Source organism: Pelomonas sp. CA6, from assembly GCF_022549225.1.
Taxonomy (GTDB): Bacteria; Pseudomonadota; Gammaproteobacteria; order Burkholderiales; family Burkholderiaceae_C; genus Roseateles.
Genome location: NZ_JAKZFD010000003.1, coordinates 352,641 through 375,439, shown reverse-complemented (window position 1 = coordinate 375,439; position 22,799 = coordinate 352,641). Strand labels below are relative to the sequence as shown.

Sequence of the window (22,799 nt, the reverse complement as noted above, 5' to 3'; positions counted from 1 at the left end):
ACGCCACCCCCATGGCGCTGACAACAAAGAGGACGACCGTGAAACACGCCACCCCAAGCCTCTCGCCCCTGGCCGCCGCGCTGGGCACCGTGATGGCCCTGCTGCTGACGCCCGTGCAGGCGCAGAACCCCGGCTACTACCGCCAGCCCGCGCTGCAGGGCGAGCAACTGGTTTTCGTCGCCGAGGGCGACCTGTGGCGCAGCGCCGTCCAGGGCGGGCCCGCGCAACGGCTGACCACGCATGCGGGCGCCGAGACCATGCCGGCGCTGTCGCCGGACGGCCGCTGGCTGGCCTTCGTCGGCCAGTATGACGGCGGCGCGGGCGATGTCTATGTGATGCCGGTGGCCGGCGGGGTGCCCAAGCGCCTGAGCTGGCATGCCAGCAACCAGCTCAAGGTCTGGGGCATCACCGCGCAGGGCGAGGTGCTCTACACCGGCCCGACCGACAGCGGCCAGCCCGGCACGCAGCTGCATGCGGTGGACCTGTCCAGCGCCAAGCGCCGCAGCCTGCCGGTGGGCCAGGCCAGCGACGGGGCGCTGTCGGCCGACGGCAAGACCCTGTACTTCACCCGCAACGGCCTGCGCGGCGACAACGCGCGCCAGTACCGCGGCGGCGCGATCGCGCGGCTGTGGGTGCTGGACCTCTCCAGCCAAGCCGAGGCCAGGCCGCTGCTGGCCGAGGGCCACAACGACCGCCGCCCCATGCCCTACCGCGACGCCGCGGGCGCGCAGCGCATCGCCTTCCTGTCCGACCGTGACGGCAGCTTCAACGTCTGGTCGGTGGACGCCCAGGGCCGCGACCTGCGCCAGCACACCCAACACAAGGGCTGGGATGTGCGTCACGCCAGCCTGGACGCGCGCGCCGGGGGCAGCCAGCTCGTCTATGCGCTGGGCGCCGACCTGTACCGCCTGGACCTGAACCAGGCCGCGGCCGCGCAAAAGCTGGCGATCCAGCTGTCCGGCGATTTCGATCAGCAGCGCCAGCGCTGGGTCGCCAAGCCGCAGGACTTCCTCACCCACACGGCCTTCGCACCCAACGGCGAACGCGTGGTGCTGACCAGCCGCGGCCGCCTGGCCACCCAGGGCGTGACCCCGCTGCGCCGTGCCGAGCTGGCCGCGCCCGCCGGGCTGGCGGATGCCGGCCGTTGCCGCGACGCCGAGTTCAGCGCCGACAGCCGCAGCGTGTTCGCGCTGTGCGACTACAGCGGCGAGCTGGAAATCTGGCGCTTCGCCGCCAATGGCTTGGCCGCCCCGCAGCAGATCACCCAGGGCGCCGACGCGATGCGCCAAAGCCTGCTGCCGTCGCCGGACGGCCGCTGGATCGCGCACACCGACAAGCAAGGCCGGCTGCACCTGACCGACCTGCAGGCCAAGGACATCGCCCAGTCCACCCGCGTGCTCGACCGCGACACCGTCAGCGGCGGCATCGCCGATCTGCGCTGGTCGCCGGACGGCCGCGCGCTGGCCTACACGCGCAACCTGCGCAATCCCTGGCGCGAGCAGCTGATGCTGGTGATGGTCGCCGACGGCAAGCCCCAGCCGCTGCCGCTGACCAGCGACCGCTACGCCAGCGCCTCGCCGGCCTTCAGCCCCGACGGCCAATGGCTGTACTTCCTGTCGCGCCGCCAGTTCGGCGCCACCAACACCAGCGGCCCCTGGGGCGACCGCAACATGGGCCCGCAGTTCGACCGCGCCTGGAAGGTCTATGCGCTGGCGCTGCAACCCGGACTGCGCTTCCCCTTCGCCGCCACGGACGAGCTGGCTGCCGACAAGGCCGACGCGAAGCCCGAGGCCAAGGCGGACGCGGCCTCCGGCGCCAAGAGTGACGCGAAGTCCGACGCCAAGCCCGCGCCCAAGAACCTGCCCGCCATCGTCACCGCCGGCCTGGCCCAGCGCCTCTACGAGGTGCCCGTGGCCGCCAGCAACTACAGCGAGCTGCAGGTGGACGCCAAGCGGCTGTGGCTGCTGGACGGCGCGCGCCGCAACGCGCAGCTCAAGCTGCTCAACATCGGCCCGCAAGAGAGCAAGACCGAGACCGTGTCCGAGCAGGTGCAGCAGTTCGGCCTGAGCCGTGACGGCAAGAAGCTGATGCTGCGCCGCGGCGCCCCGGGCGCGACGCCGGAAATCCTGATCGTCGACGCCGCCGCCAAGCTGCCCGCCGAGCTCGCCAAGCATCAGGTGGGCTGGAGCGACTGGCAGATCGCCACCGACCCGCGCGCCGAATGGCGCCAGATGTTCGCCGACGCCTGGCGCATGCAGCGCGACTTCTTCTACGACAAGAACATGCACGGCGTCGACTGGGCCGCGATGCGCGCCAAGTACGAGCCGCTGGTGGAGCGCGTCACCGAGCGCGGCGAACTGGCCGACCTGATGCAGCAGTTGGTGGGCGAACTGAGCCTGCTGCACAGCCAGGTGGCCGCCAGCGATGTGCGCAAGGGGCCGGAAGAGCCCGGGCTCGCGGGCCTGGGCGCGCAGTTGGTCGCCGACCCGGCCGGCTGGCGCGTCGCCAAGCTCTACAGCGGCGACCCCGAGCTGCCGTCCGAGGCCGGTCCGCTGTCCGCGCCCGGCCTGCAGATCGCCGTCGGCAGCGTGATCACCGCGGTGAACGGCCGCGCCGCCGCTGGCGTCGCCCATCCGTCTGAGCTGCTGCGCGGTCAGGCCGGCAAGCAGGTGCTGCTGCAGCTGAAGGAGCCCGACGGCCGCAGCCGCCAGGTCGTGGTCACGCCGGTTGACGCGGCCCGCGAGGCCCAGCTGCGCCTCAACGACTGGCGCTACGGGCGCGCCGCCCTGGTTCAGTCCGCCGGCCAGGGCCGCATCGGCTACCTCCACCTGCGCGCGATGGGGCCGGCCGACATCGCCGACTTCGCCCGCGAGTTCTATGCCCAGGTGGACCGCGAGGGACTGATCATCGACGTGCGCTACAACAACGGCGGCAACATCGACAGCTGGATCCTGGAGAAGCTGATGCGCCGCGCCTGGATGTACTGGCAGGCCCGCTCGCCCTCGGGTGCCGCGCCCTATCCCAACATGCAGCAGGCCTTCCGCGGCCCCATCGTCGTGCTCGCCAACGAGGAGACTTACTCCGACGGCGAGACCTTCTCCGAGGGCTTCAAGCGCCTGGGCCTGGGGCCTGTGATCGGCAAAACGACCTCGGGCGCCGGCGTGTGGCTGTCCGATCAGAACCGGCTCATCGACAACGGCATCATGCGCGCCGCCGAGTTCGGCCAGATGACGCCCGAAGGCCGCTTCATCATCGAAGGTCAGGGCGTGACGCCCGACATCGAGGTGGACAACCCGCCGCGCGCCACCGCGATGGGCCAGGACGCGCAACTGGACGCTGCGATCCAGGTCCTGAAAAAAGCGATCGACGAAAAGCCGGTGAAGCTGCCGACGCCGGGCGCCTACCTGCGACCCATCAAGCAGTGAGCCGACGCCCCTGCGGGGGCGACACAGGGCCCGGCCGCCCGACGTGGCGGCCGGGCCGACGGGTGCCGATTCAGGCCAGGGTCACGCGCGCGAACTTGCGCTTGCCCACCTGCAGGACATAGCAGCCGGCGTCCAGTTTCAGCGCCTTGTCGCTGACCGCGGCGCCGTCGATCTTCACGCCGCCCTGCTCGATCATGCGCATGGCCTCGCTGCTGGACGGCACCAGGCCGGCCTGCTTGAGCAGCGCGGCAATGCCCAGCGGCGCACCGGTCAGGCTCAGTTCGGGGATGTCGTCCGGGATGCCGCCCTTGGCGCGGTTGTTGAAGTCCTGCTCCGCCGCATCGGCCGCGGCCGCGCTGTGGAAGCGCGCCGTGATCTCCTTGGCCAGCATGACCTTGGCATCCTTGGGATTGCGGCCCGCCTGGACCTCGGCCTTGAGCGCGGCGATCTCGGCGATGGAGCGGAAGCTCAGCAGTTCGAACCACTTCCACATCTGCTCGTCGCTGATCGACAGAATCTTGGCAAACATGGTGTTGGCCGGCTCGGTGATGCCCACATAGTTGTTCTTGGACTTGGACATCTTCTCGACGCCGTCCAGCCCCTCCAGCAGCGGCATGGTCAGGATGCATTGCGGCTCCTGACCGTACTCGCCCTGAAGGTGGCGCCCCATCAGCAGGTTGAAGCGCTGGTCGGTGCCGCCCAGCTCCAGGTCCGCCTTCAGCGCCACCGAGTCATAGCCCTGCATCAGCGGGTAGAGGAACTCGTGCACCGAGATCGGGGTCTGCGCCGCGAAGCGCTTGCTGAAGTCCTCGCGCTCCATCATGCGCGCCACGGTGTACTTGGCCGCCAGCTGGATCATGCCGCGCGCGCCCAGCTGGTCGCACCATTCGCTGTTGTAGCGGATCTCCGTGCGGGCCGGATCCAGCACCAGGCTGGCCTGCTTGTAGTAGGTCTCGGCATTGGCCTTGATCTGCTCGGCGGTCAGTGGCGGGCGCGTGGTGTTGCGCCCGGACGGATCGCCGATCGTCGAGGTGAAGTCGCCGATCAGGAAGATGACCTGATGCCCGAGATCCTGCAGCTGGCGCATCTTGTTGAGCACCACGGTGTGGCCCAGGTGGATGTCCGGCGCCGTCGGGTCCAGGCCCAGCTTGATGCGCAGCGGCACGCCGGTGGCCTCCGCGCGCGCCAGCTTCTTCAGCCACTCGTCCTGCGGCAGCAGCTCGTCGCAGCCGCGCAGCGACTGCGCCATGGCCTCCTGCACGCGCTCGGTGACGGGATGGCTGGGGACGGGGGCCTCGTTCTGGGTTCGCGATTCGGACATTGCGCTACGCAGTCCGCACGCGGCGGACCGGGATGGAGTTGGATGGTGTTTCCTCGGCATTGCGCCGGCAGGCCGCTGGGTATACTCGCGGCTGCTTTTGCCGGGCCCGCTGGACCCGTGCCTGAGCCCCCGAATTCTAGTGGACGCCGCCTACGGCGGACGCCCGGGCCGCAGCGGCAAGCGCACGGCCTACAACAAGTGCCCTGGGACCCGAACGAGTGAAGCACTGGACTGAGGAATGCAAGCGCGCGCTGACGCAGGCGCAGGCGCGCGCCGAAGCCTTCGCGGCCCGGCATCCGCGCGCACTGACCGGCACCGTGGTCGGTCTGCTGAGCGGCTTTGCAGTGACCGCCTTCGGTATTGCCCCGCTGGCCCCCGACGCCAGCGATCTGCCTCGACAGCAGGTTTCCGAGCAGATCCGCATCGACGACCTCGACCAGCAGCTGGCCGAACTGGCTCGCCATGACCTGGGCCTGTCGCGCAACGACATCACGCGCGCCGCCGACACCGCCGACAGCCTGCTCAAACGCATGGGCGCCTTCGACCCGCAGGCCTCCCGCTTCCTGCGCGAAGACGCCACCGCCCGGCTGGTGCTGCAAGGCCGCGCCGGCAAGCGCATTCAGCTGGTCGCCAGCAGCGGCGGCACGGTGCACAAGCTGGTCGCCCGCTTCCCGGCCGACAAGCCCGAACTGCAAGCCACCCATTTCACGCGTCTGAGCATCGAGCGCTTGGCACAGGGGGGCTTCGTCGCCAAGACCGAAACCGTGCCCCTGCAATCGCAGATCCGCCTGGGTAGCGGCACCATCAACAGCTCGCTGTTCGCCGCCACCGACGATGCCGGCATTCCCGACAGCGTGGCCTCGCAGCTGGCCGACATGTTCGCCGGCGACATCGATTTCCACCGCGAACTGCGCAAGGGCGATCGTTTCTCGCTGGTCTACGAGTCCCTCACCGCCGATGGCGAGCCGGTGAACTGGGACGGCGGCTCGGGTCGCGTGCTGGCCGCCGAGTTCGTCAACAACGGCAAAAGTTACCAGGCCTTGTGGTTCCGCGACAGCGGTTCCGGCAAGGGCAGCTATTACGACTTCGCCGGACAGAGCAAGCGCCGCGCCTTCCTGGCCAGCCCGCTGGAGTTCTCGCGCGTGACCTCGGGCTTCGCGATGCGCTTCCATCCCATCCTGCAGACCTGGCGACAGCACCTGGGCGTGGACTACGGCGCCCCCACCGGCACCGCGGTGCGCGTGGTCGGCGAAGGCTCGGTCGACTTCGCGGGCTGGCAGAACGGCTTCGGCAATGTGGTCCATGTGCGCCACAGTGGCAATCGGAGTACCGTCTATGCCCACCTCAGCCGCATCGACGTCAAGAAAGGCCAGAAACTCGAGCAGGGACAGCGCATAGGCGCGGTCGGCGCCACCGGCTGGGCCACCGGCCCGCACTTGCATTTCGAGTTCCGCGTCGGCGGCAAGCAGATGGATCCGCGCGCCGTGGCACGTGCATCCGAAGCCCTGGTCCTGCCGACCCACGCGAAGACGGCCTTCCAGCAGCAGATGGCCAGCGCGCGCACCCAACTGGAGCTCGCCTCCGGGCTGGGCGGCGGCCTGAGCGCCGAGTAAGCCCGGGAAAGGCGGCGCGCGATGATGCGCGAGCTCTACCTTGGACTGATGTCCGGCACCTCGTTGGACGGCGTCGATGCGGTGCTGATGGAACTGTCCGACGGCACGACCCCGCATCCGCTGGGCCATCGTTTCCTGCCCTTTCCCGAAGCCTTGCGCGCCGAACTGATGGCGCTCAACGACAGCGGTGGTCACGACGAGCTGCAACGCGCGGCGCTGGCCGCCAACGGCGTGGCGCGCTGCTATGCAACGCTGAGCCTGACACTGCTCGAGCAACTGGCCATCCGCCCCGCACAGGTCCGCGCCATCGGCGCCCACGGCCAGACGGTGCGTCACCGCCCGGGCGCCTTTGACGGCACCGGCTTCAGCCTCCAGCTGCTCAACGCTCCACTGCTGGCGGAACTGACGGGCATCGGCGTCGTGCACGACCTGCGCAGCCGCGACCTGGCCGCCGGCGGCCAGGGTGCCCCGTTGGTGCCCGCCTTCCACCGCGCCATGCTAGGGCGGCCGGACGCCAACATCGCCGTGCTGAACGTGGGCGGCATCAGCAACCTGAGCCTGCTCCGAGCCGATGGCGACACCCGCGGCTTCGACTGCGGCCCCGGCAATTGCCTGATGGACCTCTGGGCCTCTCGGCATCTAGGACAGCCCTATGACGCCGATGGCCGCTGGGCGGCACAGGGGCAGGTCTTGCCCAAACTGTTGCAGTCGTTCCTCAGCGAGCCCTACTTCCAGCAGGCTCCGCCGCGCAGCACGGGACGCGACCTCTTCAATGCCGCCTGGCTGGACCGGCATCAAGCCGACCACGCCGCAGACGCCCACCCCGTCGACGTGCAAGCCACGCTGCTGGCCCTGAGTGCCCATTGCGTGGCCGACAGCCTGCGGCGCTGGGGACAGGGAAACTATGAGGAACTGCTGGTCTGCGGCGGCGGCAGCCTCAACGGCCGATTGATGCAAGAGCTGCAAGCCCAACTGCCCGTGAGCCGCGTGATGAGCACCGACTCGCGGGGCATCCCCGCGATGCAGATGGAGGCGGCCGCCTTCGCTTGGCTGGCCATGCGTTGGCTGCACCAGCTGCCGGGCAACCTGCCCGCGGTGACCGGCGCCCGCGGGCACCGCGTGCTGGGCAGCTTCAGCCCGGCCTGACACCCACTCAAGAAGCCGACTCAAGAAAAGCCGGCTCCGAAACAGCGCGGCCCGGGATGACCGGGCCGGGAAACTCACACGGTGAAGCTGGAGCCGCAACCGCAGGTGGTGGTGGCGTTCGGATTCTTGATCACGAACTGCGCGCCCTGCAGGTCTTCCTTGTAGTCGATCTCAGCGCCCATCAGGTACTGCAGACTCATCGCATCGATCAGCAGCGTGACGCCGTTCTTGTTCATCTGGGTGTCGTCTTCGTTGACGGCCTCGTCGAAGGTAAAGCCATACTGGAAGCCCGAGCAACCGCCGCCCTGCACGAAGACGCGCAGCTTCAGGTCCGGATTGCCCTCTTCTGCCACCAACTCAGCCACCTTGGAGGCGGCACTGTCGGTGAAGACCAGGGGAGCCGGCATGTCGCCCGTGCCGGCGGTGGAGGTGTCAAGAACTGCGCTCATGCTGGATCCTGATGAAATTACTAGGAAATAAGTTGATTATGGCCCAGGCGCAATGACCGCGCAGGGCGCGGGGCAGAGCGGAAGAAACAATGAAAAAGCCGCTGCAAGCAGCGGCCTTGAGAGTCGATCCGGATGCCAACACCCGGAGCGCAGGCCCGGCAGCACCGGGCCCGGCAAGCATCAGCGCTTGCTGAACTGCTTCCGGCGACGAGCGCCGTGCAGACCGACCTTCTTACGCTCGACTTCACGCGCGTCACGCGTGACATAGCCGGCGCGGCTCAGTTCGGGCTTCAGGGCCGCGTCATAGTCGATCAGCGCGCGGGTGATGCCCAGGCGCACGGCACCGGCCTGGCCGGATTCGCCACCGCCGTGCACATTGATCTTGACATCAAAGGCCTCGCCATTGCTCGTCAGCACCAGCGGCTGACGCGCGATCATGATCGAGGTCTGACGGCCGAAGTACTGCTCGATGGGGCGGCCGTTGACGACGATTTGGCCCGTGCCCTTCTTGATGAAGACACGCGCGACCGACGACTTGCGGCGGCCGGTACCGTAGTTCCAGTTTCCGATCATCACCGCTCCTTAGATTTCCAGCGCCTTGGGCTGCTGGGCGGTGTGCGGGTGCGTGGCACCGGCATACACCTTCAGCTTCTTGATCATCGCGTAGCCCAGCGGACCCTTGGGCAGCATGCCCTTCACGGCCTTCTCCAGGGCACGGCCCGGATGCTTGGCTTGCATGTCCTTGAACTTCGTGGCGTAGATGCCGCCGGGGAAGCCCGAGTGACGGTAGTACACCTTGTCGGTGGCCTTGTTGCCGGTGACGCGGATCTTGTCGGCGTTGACGATGACGATGAAGTCACCGGTATCGACGTGAGGCGTGTAGATGGCCTTGTGCTTGCCGCGCAAACGGAGTGCCACTTCGCTGGCAACACGTCCGAGCACCTTGTCGGTGGCGTCAATCACATACCACTCGTGCTTCACTTCGGCCGGCTTGGCGCTGAAGGTCTTCATGAGTTTCTTTCGTAGGCCCGGGGTCGGTCTTGACGTCCAACCTCGAGCAATCTGATGGCTGTCAAATACACCGCGCTCGGTGCTGCTTATGTCGCCGGAACATGGTTCCAACCCAGGAAAAAGCACTAGAGTTCGTGCATTCGACCCGGTTTGCAGCCTCTCGCAGACGGTCTTCCCCCGCAGCCAATTACGGGAAAGTCCGCGACTATAGCAGAGCTGACCGCAGCACGCCAGGGTCTGCCTGGAGCCAAGCCCCGACACGGCGGCGCCCGCTCCCGTTAAAATCAGGGTTAACACTTAGCCATCATGAGCGACACCCCCTCCCCCAAGCCCTCCCCCGACCGCAGCGGCTGGCGCGCGCCCGCGGCCTTGCAGCGCTGGGCCGACTGGGTGCCGGTGCGCTCACTGGCACGCCGCCACCGTCGCCGCATCGCGCAGCACCTGCTATCGCTGGGCGAGCGTGATCGCTACCTGCGTTTTGGCTATCCGGCCTCGGACGAGCAGATCCAGAAATATGCGAATGGCCTGGATTTCGAACGCGACGAGGTGCTGGGCATCTTCAACCGCAAGCTGGAGCTGATCGCGATGGCCCACCTGGCCTATGAGCCGGCGCCCCAGATCCAGGGCCGCCCGGCGATGGCGGAGTTCGGCGTGTCGGTGCTGCCCTCGGCGCGTGGCCGCCGCTTCGGCGCCCGGCTGTTCGAGCATGCCGCACTGCATGCGCGCAACCGCGGCATCGACACATTGTTCATCCACGCACTCAGCGAGAACGCCCCCATGCTGCGTATCGCACGCAATGCTGGCGCCACGGTTGAGCGAGACGGCAGCGAATCCGAGGGCTGGCTGCGCCTGCCGCCGGATTCGGTGAGTTCCCATGTGGGCGAGGCGATCGAGCGCCACATGGCCGAGCTGGACTTCCAGTTCAAACGCCATCTGCGCAACCTGAGCGACTTCATCGACGGTGTCGCCGAGGTCAAGCAGCAATACGGGGACGCCGGCAAGGCCGCGAAGCAGTAAGCGGCTGTTCCAGCCAGCCCGTGCGCTGCGCGGATTAGCGCAAACCACTAGCGCCCAGCCCCCACCGATTGGGGGGCTCACGGCTGCACTTCGTAACATCTGTCGTTTACATTGCCGGCAGCTGCGCCGAGCTTCGGTGGCGTCCGGGCCGCGGCGTGTCGCTCCACCTGCCCTCCCCCAGGCATATGTACAACAGTCTGCCGTGGATCATTGCCGCCGTTTCCGGCCTGGCGCTGCTGGCCATGCTGGGCGGCTGGCTCTGGCGTCGCCCCGCCCCCAAGGCCAGGCCACTGCCCACGGCCTGGGCACTGGCGGCGCGCCCGGTTTTCAGCGCGGACGAGCGGCGCCTCTTCCGGCTGTTACGCGAGGCATTGCCCCACCATGTGGTCCTCTGCAAGCTGCCGCTGGTGCGCTTCTGCCAGCCCACGGAGGCCAGGGAAGTCCGCTTCTGGTACGACCTGCTGGGCGGCATCAGCGTCAATTTCGCGATCTGCAGTCCCAATGGGCGAGTGCTGGCGGCGGTGGATCTGGACCACGGACGCGACAGCGCAACCCGCAGCCTGCAGATCAAGCAGTCGGTACTCACCGCCTGCCGGGTGCGCTACCTGCGCTGCACCATAGACAGCCTGCCCAGCACCGCCGAGCTGCAGTTGCTGGTTCCGTTCAGCAACAGCAGCGCGCGCGCACCGCAGTCCGCGGCGCAGCGCCCGGCTCCGGCGCCCATGGCCGCCTCGCGCCGCTATGGCCGGCCCGCGCTCTGGCAGGACTCGGCGATGTTCCAGGATTCCTTCTTTTCGCCGGACAGTCGGTACGACTCCTACACCGGCATGGAGCCCATGCGCTCCGAATTCGGCGCTGAGCGAAGCGCAGCCGACAGGCCTGTGCCAGAGCGCTACCCGGACAGCGACGCGCCGCATGACATCGTCGGCGTGGTGGTCGACACGCCGCGTTACCGGCAGCGCTGAAGCTATGCTCCAATCCCGAGAGCGGCGCCCAGCCTGGGCGCCGTTTCTCTTGGAGCAGCGTGTTGCGATGAACCTGGACCCTGGCTTTGCCCAACTGACCCCGGATCGGATGCTGGACGCGCTGGCCCGCGTGGGCCTGCATGGCGATGGCCGCATGCTGCAGCTCAACTCCTATGAGAACCGGGTCATCCAGCTGCACCTGGAGGATGGCCGCGCCGTGGTCGCCAAGTTCTACCGCCCGGGCCGCTGGAGCGATGCGCAGATCCTGGAGGAGCACGCCTTCGCCCAGGAGCTGCAGCAGGCCGAGGTGCCAGTGGTCGCGCCGCTGATGCTGGGCGACAGCACGCTGGCCCACATGGACGGCCTGCGTTTCGCGGTCAGCCCGCGCCAGGGCGGCCGCGCACCCGAACTGGAAGACCCGGAGGTGCTGCGCTGGATCGGCCGCTTTCTGGCCCGTTTGCATCTGGTCGGCCAGCGGCAGCCCTTCCAACATCGCGTGCGCTGGGACAGCGCCGCGCCGGCGCGAGAGGCGCAGGACTGGCTGGCCCGCCACGACAGCGTTGGCAGCCAGCAAGCCACGGCCTGGCATGAGACCGCCAGGCAATGCATCGCGGCGATCGCCGCGGCCTTCGAGGCCCAGCCAGCACTGGCGACCCTGCGCCTGCACGGCGACTGCCACCCGGGCAACATCCTCTGGACCCCGGACCACGGTCCGCACTTCGTCGACTTGGACGACGCCGTCAACGGACCGGCGGTGCAGGACCTGTGGATGCTGCTGCCCGGCGATCCCGAGGTCGCGCGGCGGCAGCTGGATGCACTGCTGGACGGCTACGAGAGCGTGCGCGAGTTCGACCACCGCGAGCTGCGCCTGATCGAGGCGCTGCGCACCCAGCGCATGATCCATCACAGCGCCTGGCTGGCGCGGCGCTGGGACGACCCGGCCTTCCCGCTTGCCTTCCCCTGGTTCGGAACGCCCAATTACTGGAGCGACCAGACCGTCAAGCTGCGCGAGCAGTTGGAGGCGATGCACGCGGCCGTCCCGGGCCACGGCGAACATCTGGGCTACGGCAGCCGGCCCGAGGACGACGAGGACTTCGAGTTCGACAAGGGCTTCCGCTGAGCCCGGGCAACCCGCCCGGGCTGCCCGGGACGCCGCCTCAACCCAGCAGCAACGCGTTGACGCGGCGGACATAGGCCGCCGGGTCTTCCAACTGGCCGCCCTCGGCGAGCAAGGCCTGGTCGAACAGCACCTGGGCCAGGTCGGAGAAGCGCCCTTCGGCCTCGCTGACCGTCACCAGGCTTTCCAGCTTCTTCACCAGCGCATGTTCGGGGTTCACCTCCAGCGTGGGTTTGGTCGCGGGCGCCTGCTGGCCGGCCTGCTTCAGCATGCGGGCGAGGTGCGCGCTCATGTCGCCCTCCTCGACCACCACGCAGGCCGGTGAATCGACCAGGCGGCTGGTCACGCGCACGTCCTTGGCGCGGTCCTGCAGCGCCACCTTCAGGCGCTCCAGCACCGGCTTGAAGGCCTCGGCTGCGGCTTCCACCTTCTTCTTCTCTTCCTCGTCCTGCAGCTTGCCCAGGTCGACCGAGCCCTTGGCCACGGACTGCAGAGGCTTGCCCTCGAACTCGTAGACGTGGGACAGCATCCACTCGTCCACGCGGTCCACCAGCAGCAGCACCTCGATACCCTTCTTGCGGAAGATCTCCAGCTGCGGGCTGTTCTTGGCGGCGGCCAGGCTGTCCGCGGTGATGACGTAGATTGCCTCCTGGCCTTCCTTCATGCGCGAAACATAGTCGGCGAAGGACACACCGGAATCCGCATGGGTGGACGCGAAGCGGAACAGCTTGAGCAGGCGCTCCTGGTTCTGGTGGTCCTCGCCCACGCCCTCCTTCAGCACCTGGCCAAAGTCGGCCCAGAACTTCGCGTACTTGTCCTTGTCGGCCTGCTCGCTGCTGTCGGCCAAGGCCTCCAGCATGGACAGCACACGCTTGGTCGACCCTTCGCGGATCGCGCGCACGTCGCGGCTTTCCTGCAGCAGCTCGCGGCTGACGTTCAGCGGCAGGTCGGCCGAGTCGATCACGCCCTTGACGAAGCGCAGATAGACCGGCATCAGCGCCTCGGCGTCGTCCATGATGAAGACGCGCTTCACATAGAGCTTCACGCCACCGCGTTTGTCGCGGTTCCACAGATCAAAGGGCGCCTTGGCCGGGATGTAGAGCAGCTGGGTGTATTCGCTGCGGCCCTCCACGCGGTTGTGCGTGTGCGCCAGCGGCGCCTCGGTGTCGTAGCTGATCTGCTTGTAGAAGTTGTCGTACTCCTCCTGCGTGATCTCGCTCTTGCTGCGCGTCCACAGCGCGGAGGCCTTGTTAACCGGTTCCCACTCGTCCTTCAGCACCTGCTGGGACTTCTCGGCATCCCATTCCTCCTTGCGCATCAGGATGGGCAGCGAGATGTGGTCGGAGTACTTGCCGATCACGGACTTGATGCGCCAGGTCTTGAGGAACTCGTCCTCACCCTCGCGCAGATGCAGGATCACGTCGGTGCCACGGCCGGGCTTGCTGATGGTCTCGACCTCGAAGTCGCCGGTGCCTTCGGAACTCCAGCGCACGCCCTGCTCCGCCGGCAGCCCGGCGCGACGCGACTCGACCGTGATGCGGTCGGCCACGATGAAGCCGGAGTAGAAGCCCACACCGAACTGGCCGATCAGGTTGGCGTCCTTCTTCTGGTCGCCCTCCAGCTTGGCCATGAACTCGCGCGTGCCGCTCTTCGCGATGGTGCCCAGGTGGGCGATGGCTTCTTCGGCCGACAATCCGATGCCGTTGTCCGAGATGGTCAGCGTGCGCGCCTGCTCATCGAAGCTGACGCGGATCTCCAGATTGGGCTGATCCTCGTACAGCGCGTTGTCGTCCAGCGCCTCGAAGCGCAGCTTGTCGCAGGCATCGGAGGCGTTGGAGACCAGCTCGCGCAGGAAGATTTCCTTGTTGGAGTACAGCGAATGGGTCACCAGATGCAGGATCTGCTTGACCTCGGCCTGGAAGGCATGGGTTTTCTTGTCCATGGCGTGTTTGGTGTGCGGTTCGAAAGACAAAGGGTTTCAAAAGCGGCAAGGCCGCTGGCGCCTCCGGAACTGGGGGCGGCAGCGGCCTTTTCAAGGCCTGGGGCTGAAAGCCGCCGTCAGTAGGACACGCTCAGCCGCGGGATGTCCACCCGCACCAGCGCCTTGCTCAGCGCGCCGGTCACGGCGCGGGCGTAGTCCAGCGCAAAGGCGGCGTCGTCGAATGCCGGCCGGCCCGACGCGACGGCCACGGCCAGGATCTTGTCGGCGACCAGCACCTTGCCGGAGCCGCGCATCGGCTCGCACTCCATGCGCACGAACTGCTCGTCCAGCCAGCGGCGGGCGGCGTCGAAGCTCAACACCTCGCTGCCATCCACCGCCAGGTCCAGTTCCTGGTCCGGTCCGAAGACGATCTTCACCTCGCTGCGCATGAAGGACTCCTGCTGTGGGGATGGCTGATTGTGACCCAGCCAGCCCGTGCATCAGCGACGCGCCGCGCGCACCGCTTCGCTGAGCACCGCCAGCACTTCCTGCGAGTCATCCCAGCCCAGGCAGGCATCGGTGATGCTCTTGCCGTATTCAAGCTTGGCCGGATCGTCCTTGCCGGGGCTGAACTTCTGCGCCCCGTCATGCAGATGGCTCTCGACCATCACGCCGAAGATGCGCGAGCTGCCGCCGCGGATCTGCTCGGCAATGTCGCGCGCCACCTCGAGCTGGCGCTCGTGCTTCTTGCTGCTGTTGGCATGTGAGCAATCGACCATCAGGCGCGCATCCAGCTTGGCCGCCTCCAGTTCGGCGCAGGCCGCCGCGACGCTCTGCGCGTCATAGTTGGGCGCCTTGCCGCCGCGCAGGATCACATGGCAGTCCTTGTTGCCGCGGGTCTCGACGATCGCGACCTGGCCGTTCTTGTGCACCGACAGGAAATGGTGCGGACGCGCGGCGGCCTGGATCGCATCAGTGGCGATCTTGATGTTGCCGTCCGTGCCGTTCTTGAAGCCGATGGGCGCGGACAAGCCCGAGGACAGCTCGCGGTGCACCTGGCTTTCGGTGGTGCGCGCGCCGATTGCACCCCAGGAGATCAGGTCGCCGATGTATTGCGGCGAGATCACGTCGAGGAATTCCGAGCCCGCCGGCATGCCCAGCCGGTTGATCTCCAGCAGCAGCTGGCGCGCGATGCGCAGGCCTTCGTCGATGCGGTAGCTCTCGTCCAGGTAGGGGTCGTTGATCAGGCCCTTCCAGCCCACCGTGGTGCGCGGCTTCTCGAAGTAGACGCGCATCACGATCTCCAGCGCGTCGGCATGCTTCTCGCGCTCCGCCATCAAGCGGCGCGCGTACTCCAGCGCCGCACCCGGATCGTGGATGGAGCAGGGCCCGATGATGACCAGCAGCCGGTCGTCCTTGCGACGCATGATGTCTCGGATGCGCTGGCGCGTGCCGACCACCAGCTGCTCCATGGGCGTGCCACGGATGGGGAAAAAGCGGATCAGGTGTTCGGGCGGAGGCAAGGGCGTGATATCCAGGATGCGTTCATCGTCGGTTTGGCTGGTCTTGTCCTGGGGCGAATACCAGCGCTCGGCCGAACTGGACGGATGAGGCTGGGTGGTCTTGGCATTCATCGTGGGCATGTCCTGGATGGGGTTCGAATGGGGGCAGCGCGGGCGAAAAAAAACCGCCGGGAGGTCCCGGCGGTCTTTAGGAGTTCGTTGGCGCTGTTCAAGCTACGCGTTCGCCTCTCCTGCCGCCGGTGCGGTGCGAGAACCAGAAGAAAGCAAAATAAAACTTGCCGACAGAACGCATGGACTGAATGTAGACCGGCATGCTGCACCGCGTCAACCGCGGCGCGCAAGCGTCTGTGGCACGGATGCCATCGGCGGCAGGACTCACGCGGTGCCGCCGACGGTCAGCCCGTCGATGCGCAGCGTGGGCTGGCCCACGCCCACCGGCACGCTCTGCCCCTCCTTGCCGCAGACGCCCACGCCCGTATCCAGGCGCATGTCGTTGCCAATCATCGAGACGCGGGTCAGCGCGTCCGGGCCGTTGCCGATCAGGGTCGCGCCCTTGACCGGGTACTGGATCTTGCCGTCCTCGACCCAGAAGGCTTCGCTGGCCGAGAAGACGAACTTGCCCGACGTGATATCCACCTGGCCGCCTCCGAAGTTGGTGGCGTAGAGGCCCTTTTTGATGCTGGCGATGATCTCCTGCGGGTCCTTGTCGCCGCCCAGCATGTAGGTATTGGTCATGCGCGGCATGGGCAGGTGGGCGTAGCTCTCGCGCCGGCCGTTGCCGGTGGGAGCCACCCTCATCAGGCGCGCGTTCATCGCGTCCTGCATATAGCCCTTCAGGATGCCGTCCTCGATCAGCACATTGCGCTGCGAGGCACAGCCCTCGTCGTCCACGTTGAGCGAGCCACGCCGATCCGGCAGCGTGCCGTCGTCCAGCACCGTGACGCCCTTGGCCGCCACGCGCTGGCCCAGACGGCCGCTGAAGGTCGACGAGCCCTTGCGGTTGAAGTCGCCTTCCAGACCATGGCCCACCGCCTCGTGCAGCAGCACGCCGGGCCAGCCCGGCCCCAGCACCACGGTCATCTCGCCGGCCGGCGCCGGGCGGGATTCCAGGTTGGTCAGCGCGGCACCAACGGCCTGGTCCACGTAAAGAGCCAGCATCTCGTCGTTGAAATACGCCAGGCCGAAGCGGCCGCCGCCGCCGCCCGAGCCGATCTCGCGGCGACCGTTGCTCTCGGCAATCACGGTGACCGACAGCCGCACCAGCGGGCGCACATCGGCGGCCAGCGTGCCGTCGGCGCGCGCGATCAGCACCACCTCGTGTTCGGCGGCGAGCCCGGCCATCACCTGCACGATGCGCGGGTCGCGCGAGCGCGCCAGGCGCTCGGTGCGCTCCAGCAGCGCCACCTTCTCGGCGCTGTCCAGGCTCTGGATGGGATCGGCATCGCCATACAACGAACGGCTGGGCGCGACGCTGGGTTCGCCCGGCACCTTGACGCGCCGGCTTTGCCCCGCCGCGGCGATGGCACGCACGGTGCGCGCCGCGTCCAGCAGGGCGACCTCGGAGATGTCATCCGAGTAGGCAAAGGCCGTCTTCTCGCCCGCCACCGCACGCACGCCCACGCCCTGGTCGATCGCGAAGCTGCCGCTCTTGACGATGCCCTCCTCCAGGCTCCAGCCCTCGGCGCGCGTGGTCTGAAAGTAGAGGTCGGCATCGTCGACACGGTGCTCGGTGATCAGCCGCAGGGCCTTGGCCAGCGTGGCCTCGGTCAGGCCGAAAGGCTCCAGCAGCTGGGCACGGGCGGTGGCCAGGCGGGCCAGGGTGGGTTCGCGCGAAATCATGCGAGTGATTGTAGGCAGGCAAGAGGGTTTGCGACTCGGTGCACACGACGGCCGGATGCCGCCAGGGCCATTCAAGTTTCTTTACCTGGGCTTCACCAACGGCCTGTCCTCAGCCCTCTCAAAGCGGTCGTTAAGGTCAGCAACGGCATCTCGCCGTGCTTTGATAGGAAGACCACGATGAAGCGCACGTTCTCCCTGGGCCTGGCTCTGGCCGCCAGCCTGATCACCGCCACCAGCTTTGCCCAGACCGCGACCCCACGCGTGGACCAGCGTGAGGCCCAGCAGCAGGCCCGCATCGCCCAGGGGGCCGCCTCCGGCAGCCTGACGGCTCACGAAACCCAGCGCCTGGAGCGCGAGCAGGCCGCGATCAACAAGACCGAAGCCCAGGCCAAGTCCGATGGCACGGTGACGCGCAAGGAGCGCCGCCACCTGCAGCACATGCAAAACCATGCCAGCGCGGACATCAAGCGCCTGAAGCACAACGAGCGCAAGGCCTCCCAGCCCTGAGTGAAGACCGGTGAGGCCCCTGGCCGCAAGGCGGCCTCAGTCCTGATCGCCCTTCCAGGCCAGTGCCTGCTGGTACAGCAGCTTGCGAGCGACGCCGGTGATCTCCGCGGCGAGGGCCGCGGCCTGCTTCAAGGGCAAGTCCGCCAGCAGGACACGCAGCACACGCAAGGCCTCCTCCGGGAGGCCTTCGTCGCGAGCAGCCGGCTCCACAGCGTGCAACACCAGCACGAACTCGCCGCGCGAGCGTTGCGCATCGGCGGCCAGCCATTCGGGAAAGGTCGAAGCCGGCGCCGTGTGCACGGTTTCGAACTGCTTGGTCAGCTCGCGGCACAGGGTCAGGTCTTGCTGCGGCGCCAGGTCGGCCAGCAACGCCAGCAGCTCGGCGATGCGGTGCGGCGCCTCGAACAGGATCTGGCTGTAAGGGGCGCCGACCAGCGATTGCAGTACCGTGCGCCGCTCCGCGGCTTTGGTGGGCAGGAAGCCGACGAACCGGAACCCCTGGGCCCGCGTGTCTCCGGCCACGCTGAGCGCCGTGGCCGCGCTGCTGGCTCCAGGCAAGGGCAGCACCCGCAGCCCCTGCGCCTGCACCGCCTGCACCAGCACGGCCCCGGGATCGGAGATCGCCGGCGTACCCGCATCGCTAACGTAGGCCACCCGCTGCCCGTCGCGCAAGCGCTGCACCAGGCCCTGCGCGGCCTGCTGCTCATTGTGCTGATGCAGCGCGACGAGCGGCTTGTGCAGCCCCAGCCAGTTCAGCAGCTGCGCGGTCACGCGGGTGTCCTCGCAGGCGACGGCGTCAACCAGACTCAGCACGTGGATGGCACGCAGGCTGATGTCCGCCAGATTGCCGATGGGCGTGGCCACCAGGTACAGCGTGGCGGCCGGATACTGCTGCTGGCCGGCCGCCGCCGCGGCGGCCGCGCTGAAGGCCTGGGCCGGGGACGAGGCGATGTTCAAGAAGTTCTCCACAACAGACACCAAGGCACAGGGCGACGACGCCGAAGCCCTGGCGCTGGCTCATCTGCTGCGCCAGGGGCTGCGCCTGGTGGCCCGCAATTATCGGGTGGCGGCCGGGCCCGGCCGTCGCGCGGGCGAGGTCGACCTGATCCTGCACGATGGCGGGGGCACCCTGGTCTTCGTCGAAGTGCGGGCGCGGCGTTCGGGCAGCCATGGCGGCGCCGCGGCCAGCGTCACGCGGGCCAAGCAGCGTCGCATCGTCTATGCCGCGCGGCACTATCTGTTGCAATTTCCTTCGCCCCCACCCTGCCGCTTCGACGTCGTGACTCTCGAAGGGGAGGCCGGCCAGCAACGGCTGCAATGGCTGCGCGGCGCCTTCGATGCCGATCAGGGTTGACCCGGGCCAGGCCTTATCATCCGCACCGATGCTTGAGCAACGCATACAACAACAGTTTTTCGAGAGCGCCGACCTGCTCTACCAGGTCGCCGAGAACCTCTCGCGGCCGGTCGCGACCGCGGCGCAGATGATGGTGGAATCCATCACCGCCGGCGGGCGCGTCTTCTGCGCCGGGCTGGGCACCTCGGCCGGCGACGCGGGCTATCTGGCCGCCCTGCTCGCGGGCCGCTTCGAACAGGAACGGCCGGGCCTGGCCGCCATCGCGCTGGACGGACAGGCCATGGCCTATGGCGACACCGCCTCCGGGCTGATGCGACAGATCCAGACCCTGGGCCATCCGGGCGACCTGCTGGTGCTGTTTGAAGCCCTCCCCAGCGGCGCGGCGCCGGCGCTCCTGCAGGTGGCCCATGCCCAGGAAATGAGCGTGATCGCCCTCACCGGCAGCCAGGACGAAGACCTGCGCGCGGCGCTGACCGAAACGGACGTGCAGCTGCGCGTGCCGCACAGCCGCAGTCCGCGCGTGGCCGAGGCCCACCGGCTGCTGAGCCATTGCCTGGGCGACGCGGTCGACCTGCAGCTGCTGGGCGCTGGCGACTGAGGCCGCACCCGCCCCTTCTGGACCCCACACCGGACCCGACAACCGAGGACTTGTGCCTGTCATGAATCGCAAACGCCACCTCCCCCGTCCCCTGATCCTGAGCGCCACGCTGGCGCTGGCCGCTGCGGCGAGCCTGCTGCAGACCGCCTGCGCGCCGCTGGTGATCGGCGGCATGGCCGTGGGCAGCGCGCTGATGGCCACCGACCGGCGCACCTCGGGCACCCAGGTGGAGGACCAGGGCATCGAACTGAAGACCTCCAACCGCCTGCGCGAGCAGCTGGGCGACCGCGTCAACATCAGCGTCAACAGCTACAACCGCGTGGTACTGCTGACCGGCCAGACCCGCAACGAGGCCGACAAGGAAGCCGCCGAACGCATCGCGCGCGGCGTGGAAAACGTGACCCTGGTGCTCAACGAACTGGAGGTGGGCATGCTCAGCTCGGTCTCCAGCCGCGCCAACGATGTCGCGATCGCCACCAAGGTCAAGGCCAGCCTGATCGACGCCCGCGACCTGATCTCCAACGCCTTCTACGTGGTCGTCGAGGCCGGCAACGTGTACATCATGGGCCGCGTGACCGAGCGCGAGGCCGCCCGCGCGGTCTCCATCGCGCGCGGCGTCAGCGGCGTCAAGAAGGTGGTTCGCGCCTTCGAGATCATCAGCGAGGAAGAGCTGGCGCGGATCACGCCCAAGGCGCCGGAGCCGGCGGCCAGCCGCTGAGAGCAGCGGGCCGCGGGATCGACCGCGGCGCCGGGGGGCTTCTTGCGCTCCTGAGGGTGTGTGGCCTTTTGCTCCAAGGGCTGCGCGGCGCAGAGCCCGCCGGGTACGGCTCGACTCCACCTCGGGCCCCATGCTCTGTCTCGCTGCCAAGACGCCGCAGGCATCGCTCCCCCGGGGGTAGCCCAGCGTACCCGCTGGGCCGGGGGCCTTATTTCAGCCGCTTGATGAGGCTGGACGTATCCCAGCGCCCGCCGCCCATGGCCTGGACGTCGGCATAGAACTGGTCCACCAGCGCGGTCACCGGCACACGCGCGCCGTTGCGCCGCGCCTCCTCCAGCACCAGGCCCAGGTCCTTGCGCATCCAGTCCACCGCGAAGCCGAAGTCGAAACGGTCCTCGACCATGGTCTTGCCGCGGTTGTCCAGCTGCCAACTCTGCGCCGCCCCCTTGCCGATGACCTGCAGCACCAGCTCCATCGGCAGGCCGGATTTCTCGCCGAAGGCGATCGCCTCGGCAAGCCCCTGCACCAGGCCGGCGATGCAGATCTGGTTGACCATCTTCGCGAGCTGGCCGGCCCCCGCATCCCCGACCCGCGTCACGGCGCGGGCGAACGCCAGCACCACCGGCCGGGCCGCGTCGAAGGGCGCCTCGTCGCCCCCGCACATCACCGTCAGCGCGCCATTGACCGCCCCCGCCTGGCCGCCCGAGACCGGCGCATCGACAAAATGCAGGCCACGCTCGCGCGCCACGGCATGGAGCTCTCGCGCCACCTCGGCCGACGCGGTCGTGTGGTCCACGAACACCGCGCCCGGCTTCATGCCGGCAAAGGCGCCCTGGTCACCGAGCACAACCTGGCGCAGGTCCTCGTCGTTGCCGACGCAGGCGAACACGAAGTCGGCATCGCGCGCCGCATCGGCAGGCGTCGCCGCCACGCGGCCGCCGAACTCGCCGGCCCAGGCCTGCGCCTTGGCGGCCGTGCGGTTGTAGACCGTGACCTGATGGCCGGCGCGGGCCAGGTGGCCGGCCATCGGCAAGCCCATCACGCCCAGGCCCAGAAAGGCGACTCGGCGCGACGGAAGGGCCTCGTAGGGCCTGGGTTGGATACTGCTCATGGGCGAGGAAGGGTGAAGACTAGACGATGGAGAAATGCTCGGTGCCGGACGACAGGTCGCCGCTGCGCGCGCGCTCGCTGTTGAGCTTGATCTGCAGGCGCAGGTCGTTGACCGAATCGGCGTTGCGCAACGCATCCTCGTAGCTCACCTTGCCGCTCTCGTAGAGGTCGAACAGCGCCTGGTCAAAGGTCTGCATGCCCAGCTCGCGCGAGCGCTTCATGATCTCCTTGATCTCGCCCACTTCGCCCTTGAAGATGAGGTCCGAAATCAAGGGCGAGTTCAGCAGGATCTCCACCGCGGCGATGCGCCCCTTGCCCTCCTGGCGCGGCAGCAGGCGCTGCGACACGATGGACTTCAGGTTCAGCGACAGGTCCATCAGCAGCTGCGGCCGCCGCTCCTCGGGGAAGAAGTTGATGATGCGATCCAGCGCCTGGTTGGCGCTGTTGGCGTGCAGCGTGGCCATGCACAAGTGGCCCGTCTCGGCGAAGGCCACCGCGTGCTCCATGGTCTCGCGGTCGCGGATCTCGCCCATCAGGATCACGTCCGGCGCCTGGCGCAGCGTGTTCTTCAGCGCCGCCTCCCAGCCCTCGGTGTCCAGGCCCACTTCGCGCTGGCTGATGATGCAGTTCTTGTGCGGATGCACGAACTCCACCGGGTCTTCGATGGTGATGATGTGGCCGTAGGTGGTCTCGTTGCGATGGTCGATCATCGCCGCCAGCGTCGTGCTCTTGCCCGAGCCGGTGGCGCCCACCACGATGACCAGGCCGCGCTTGGTCTGCACCACGTCGTTCAGGATGGGCGGCAGGTCCAGCGACGCGATCGTCGGCAGGGTCTGCGGAATCGTGCGCAACACCAACGCCACCTGGCCCTGCTGGATGTAGGCGTTGACGCGGAAGCGGCCGATGCCTTGCGGCGAGATCGCGAAGTTGCACTCCTTGGTGCGCTCGAACTCCGCCGCCTGCTTGTCGTTCATGATGGAGCGCGCCAGCTGCAGCGTATGCTGACCGGTGAGCGGCTGCGGCGACACCTTGGTGACCTTGCCGTCCACCTTGATCGCGGGCGGGAACTCCGAGGTCAGGAATAAGTCCGACCCCTTGCGCGACACCATCAGGCGCAGCAGGTCGTTGATGAATTTCGAGGCCTGGTCGCGTTCCATGGTGGCTC

The 22,799-nt window shown here is 68.1% G+C and carries 21 protein-coding genes; 10 read left to right on the top strand and 11 right to left on the bottom strand.

Annotation, left to right across the window (positions count from 1 at the left end):
* Positions 1-38: 38 nt before the first annotated feature.
* The gene (locus tag LZ017_RS07680) at positions 39-3,425 is read left to right on the top strand and encodes a S41 family peptidase (RefSeq protein WP_241396014.1); all 3,387 of its coding nucleotides are present in this window, start codon (positions 39-41) and stop codon (positions 3,423-3,425) included.
* 70 nt (positions 3,426-3,495) lie between these two features.
* Here the strand turns inward: LZ017_RS07680 and tyrS are convergent, their stop codons facing one another.
* Positions 3,496-4,746 carry a tyrosine--tRNA ligase gene (tyrS, locus tag LZ017_RS07675; RefSeq protein ID WP_241396013.1) on the bottom strand — a complete coding sequence of 417 codons (1,251 nt, stop codon included), beginning with the start codon at positions 4,744-4,746 and terminating at the stop codon, positions 3,496-3,498.
* Positions 4,747-4,964: 218 nt separating this feature from the next.
* On the opposite strand from tyrS, the gene LZ017_RS07670 reads away from it, so the two are divergent.
* Positions 4,965-6,359: a M23 family metallopeptidase gene (locus tag LZ017_RS07670; RefSeq protein WP_241396012.1), complete on the top strand. Its 1,395-nt coding sequence runs from the start codon at positions 4,965-4,967 to the stop codon at positions 6,357-6,359.
* Positions 6,360-6,383: 24 nt separating this feature from the next.
* On the top strand, positions 6,384-7,505 hold the full coding sequence (locus tag LZ017_RS07665; RefSeq protein WP_241396102.1) for an anhydro-N-acetylmuramic acid kinase: 1,122 nt from the start codon (positions 6,384-6,386) through the stop codon (positions 7,503-7,505).
* Between the two features lie 74 nt (positions 7,506-7,579).
* On the opposite strand, the gene erpA is transcribed toward LZ017_RS07665, so the two are convergent.
* From erpA to rplM, 3 genes are all read right to left on the bottom strand, one after another.
* Entirely contained in the window at positions 7,580-7,954 is a 375-nt protein-coding gene (gene erpA / locus LZ017_RS07660; protein WP_241396011.1) for an iron-sulfur cluster insertion protein ErpA, read from the bottom strand.
* A 180-nt stretch (positions 7,955-8,134) separates the two neighbouring features.
* Entirely contained in the window at positions 8,135-8,527 is a 393-nt protein-coding gene (gene rpsI / locus LZ017_RS07655; RefSeq protein ID WP_241396010.1) for a 30S ribosomal protein S9, read from the bottom strand.
* Positions 8,528-8,536: 9 nt separating this feature from the next.
* Entirely contained in the window at positions 8,537-8,965 is a 429-nt protein-coding gene (rplM, locus tag LZ017_RS07650; RefSeq protein WP_241396009.1) for a 50S ribosomal protein L13, read from the bottom strand.
* 306 nt (positions 8,966-9,271) lie between these two features.
* Between rplM and LZ017_RS07645 the strand changes: the two genes are divergently transcribed.
* From LZ017_RS07645 to LZ017_RS07635, 3 genes are all read left to right on the top strand, one after another.
* Entirely contained in the window at positions 9,272-9,982 is a 711-nt protein-coding gene (locus LZ017_RS07645) for a GNAT family N-acetyltransferase (protein WP_241396008.1), read from the top strand.
* 185 nt (positions 9,983-10,167) lie between these two features.
* Positions 10,168-10,947, top strand: a complete 780-nt coding sequence (locus LZ017_RS07640) for a DUF2726 domain-containing protein (RefSeq protein ID WP_241396007.1) — start codon at positions 10,168-10,170, stop codon at positions 10,945-10,947.
* A gap of 67 nt (positions 10,948-11,014) precedes the next feature.
* The gene (locus LZ017_RS07635; protein ID WP_241396006.1) at positions 11,015-12,067 is read left to right on the top strand and encodes a serine/threonine protein kinase; all 1,053 of its coding nucleotides are present in this window, start codon (positions 11,015-11,017) and stop codon (positions 12,065-12,067) included.
* Between the two features lie 37 nt (positions 12,068-12,104).
* Here LZ017_RS07635 and htpG read toward each other — a convergent pair whose 3' ends face one another.
* From htpG to tldD, 4 genes are all read right to left on the bottom strand, one after another.
* Positions 12,105-14,006: a molecular chaperone HtpG gene (htpG, locus tag LZ017_RS07630; RefSeq protein WP_241396005.1), complete on the bottom strand. Its 1,902-nt coding sequence runs from the start codon at positions 14,004-14,006 to the stop codon at positions 12,105-12,107.
* Positions 14,007-14,122: 116 nt separating this feature from the next.
* Complete coding sequence (locus LZ017_RS07625; RefSeq protein WP_241396004.1) at positions 14,123-14,434, bottom strand: hypothetical protein; 312 nt, start codon at positions 14,432-14,434, stop codon at positions 14,123-14,125.
* A 51-nt stretch (positions 14,435-14,485) separates the two neighbouring features.
* Positions 14,486-15,619 carry a 3-deoxy-7-phosphoheptulonate synthase gene (locus LZ017_RS07620; RefSeq protein WP_241396003.1) on the bottom strand — a complete coding sequence of 378 codons (1,134 nt, stop codon included), beginning with the start codon at positions 15,617-15,619 and terminating at the stop codon, positions 14,486-14,488.
* 264 nt (positions 15,620-15,883) lie between these two features.
* Positions 15,884-17,347 (bottom strand): metalloprotease TldD, encoded by a 1,464-nt coding sequence (gene tldD / locus LZ017_RS07615; RefSeq protein ID WP_241396002.1) that lies wholly within the window; start codon positions 17,345-17,347, stop codon positions 15,884-15,886.
* 177 nt (positions 17,348-17,524) lie between these two features.
* On the opposite strand from tldD, the gene LZ017_RS07610 reads away from it, so the two are divergent.
* The gene (locus tag LZ017_RS07610) at positions 17,525-17,854 is read left to right on the top strand and encodes a hypothetical protein (protein WP_241396001.1); all 330 of its coding nucleotides are present in this window, start codon (positions 17,525-17,527) and stop codon (positions 17,852-17,854) included.
* A 36-nt stretch (positions 17,855-17,890) separates the two neighbouring features.
* On the opposite strand, the gene rsmI is transcribed toward LZ017_RS07610, so the two are convergent.
* Entirely contained in the window at positions 17,891-18,805 is a 915-nt protein-coding gene (gene rsmI, locus LZ017_RS07605) for a 16S rRNA (cytidine(1402)-2'-O)-methyltransferase (protein WP_241396101.1), read from the bottom strand.
* Here rsmI and LZ017_RS07600 point away from each other — a divergent pair.
* From LZ017_RS07600 to LZ017_RS07590, 3 genes are all read left to right on the top strand, one after another.
* Positions 18,804-19,208: a YraN family protein gene (locus tag LZ017_RS07600; RefSeq protein ID WP_241396000.1), complete on the top strand. Its 405-nt coding sequence runs from the start codon at positions 18,804-18,806 to the stop codon at positions 19,206-19,208. The two genes, rsmI and LZ017_RS07600, sit on opposite strands and share 2 nt — an antisense overlap.
* Before the next feature lie 28 nt (positions 19,209-19,236).
* Positions 19,237-19,806 (top strand): SIS domain-containing protein, encoded by a 570-nt coding sequence (locus tag LZ017_RS07595; protein ID WP_241395999.1) that lies wholly within the window; start codon positions 19,237-19,239, stop codon positions 19,804-19,806.
* A 61-nt stretch (positions 19,807-19,867) separates the two neighbouring features.
* On the top strand, positions 19,868-20,524 hold the full coding sequence (locus LZ017_RS07590; protein ID WP_241395998.1) for a BON domain-containing protein: 657 nt from the start codon (positions 19,868-19,870) through the stop codon (positions 20,522-20,524).
* A gap of 208 nt (positions 20,525-20,732) precedes the next feature.
* Here the strand turns inward: LZ017_RS07590 and LZ017_RS07585 are convergent, their stop codons facing one another.
* Both LZ017_RS07585 and LZ017_RS07580 read right to left on the bottom strand, forming a co-directional pair.
* Positions 20,733-21,635 (bottom strand): NAD(P)-dependent oxidoreductase, encoded by a 903-nt coding sequence (locus LZ017_RS07585; protein WP_241395997.1) that lies wholly within the window; start codon positions 21,633-21,635, stop codon positions 20,733-20,735.
* Positions 21,636-21,654: 19 nt separating this feature from the next.
* On the bottom strand, positions 21,655-22,791 hold the full coding sequence (locus tag LZ017_RS07580; protein ID WP_241395996.1) for a PilT/PilU family type 4a pilus ATPase: 1,137 nt from the start codon (positions 22,789-22,791) through the stop codon (positions 21,655-21,657).
* Positions 22,792-22,799 lie beyond the last annotated feature (8 nt).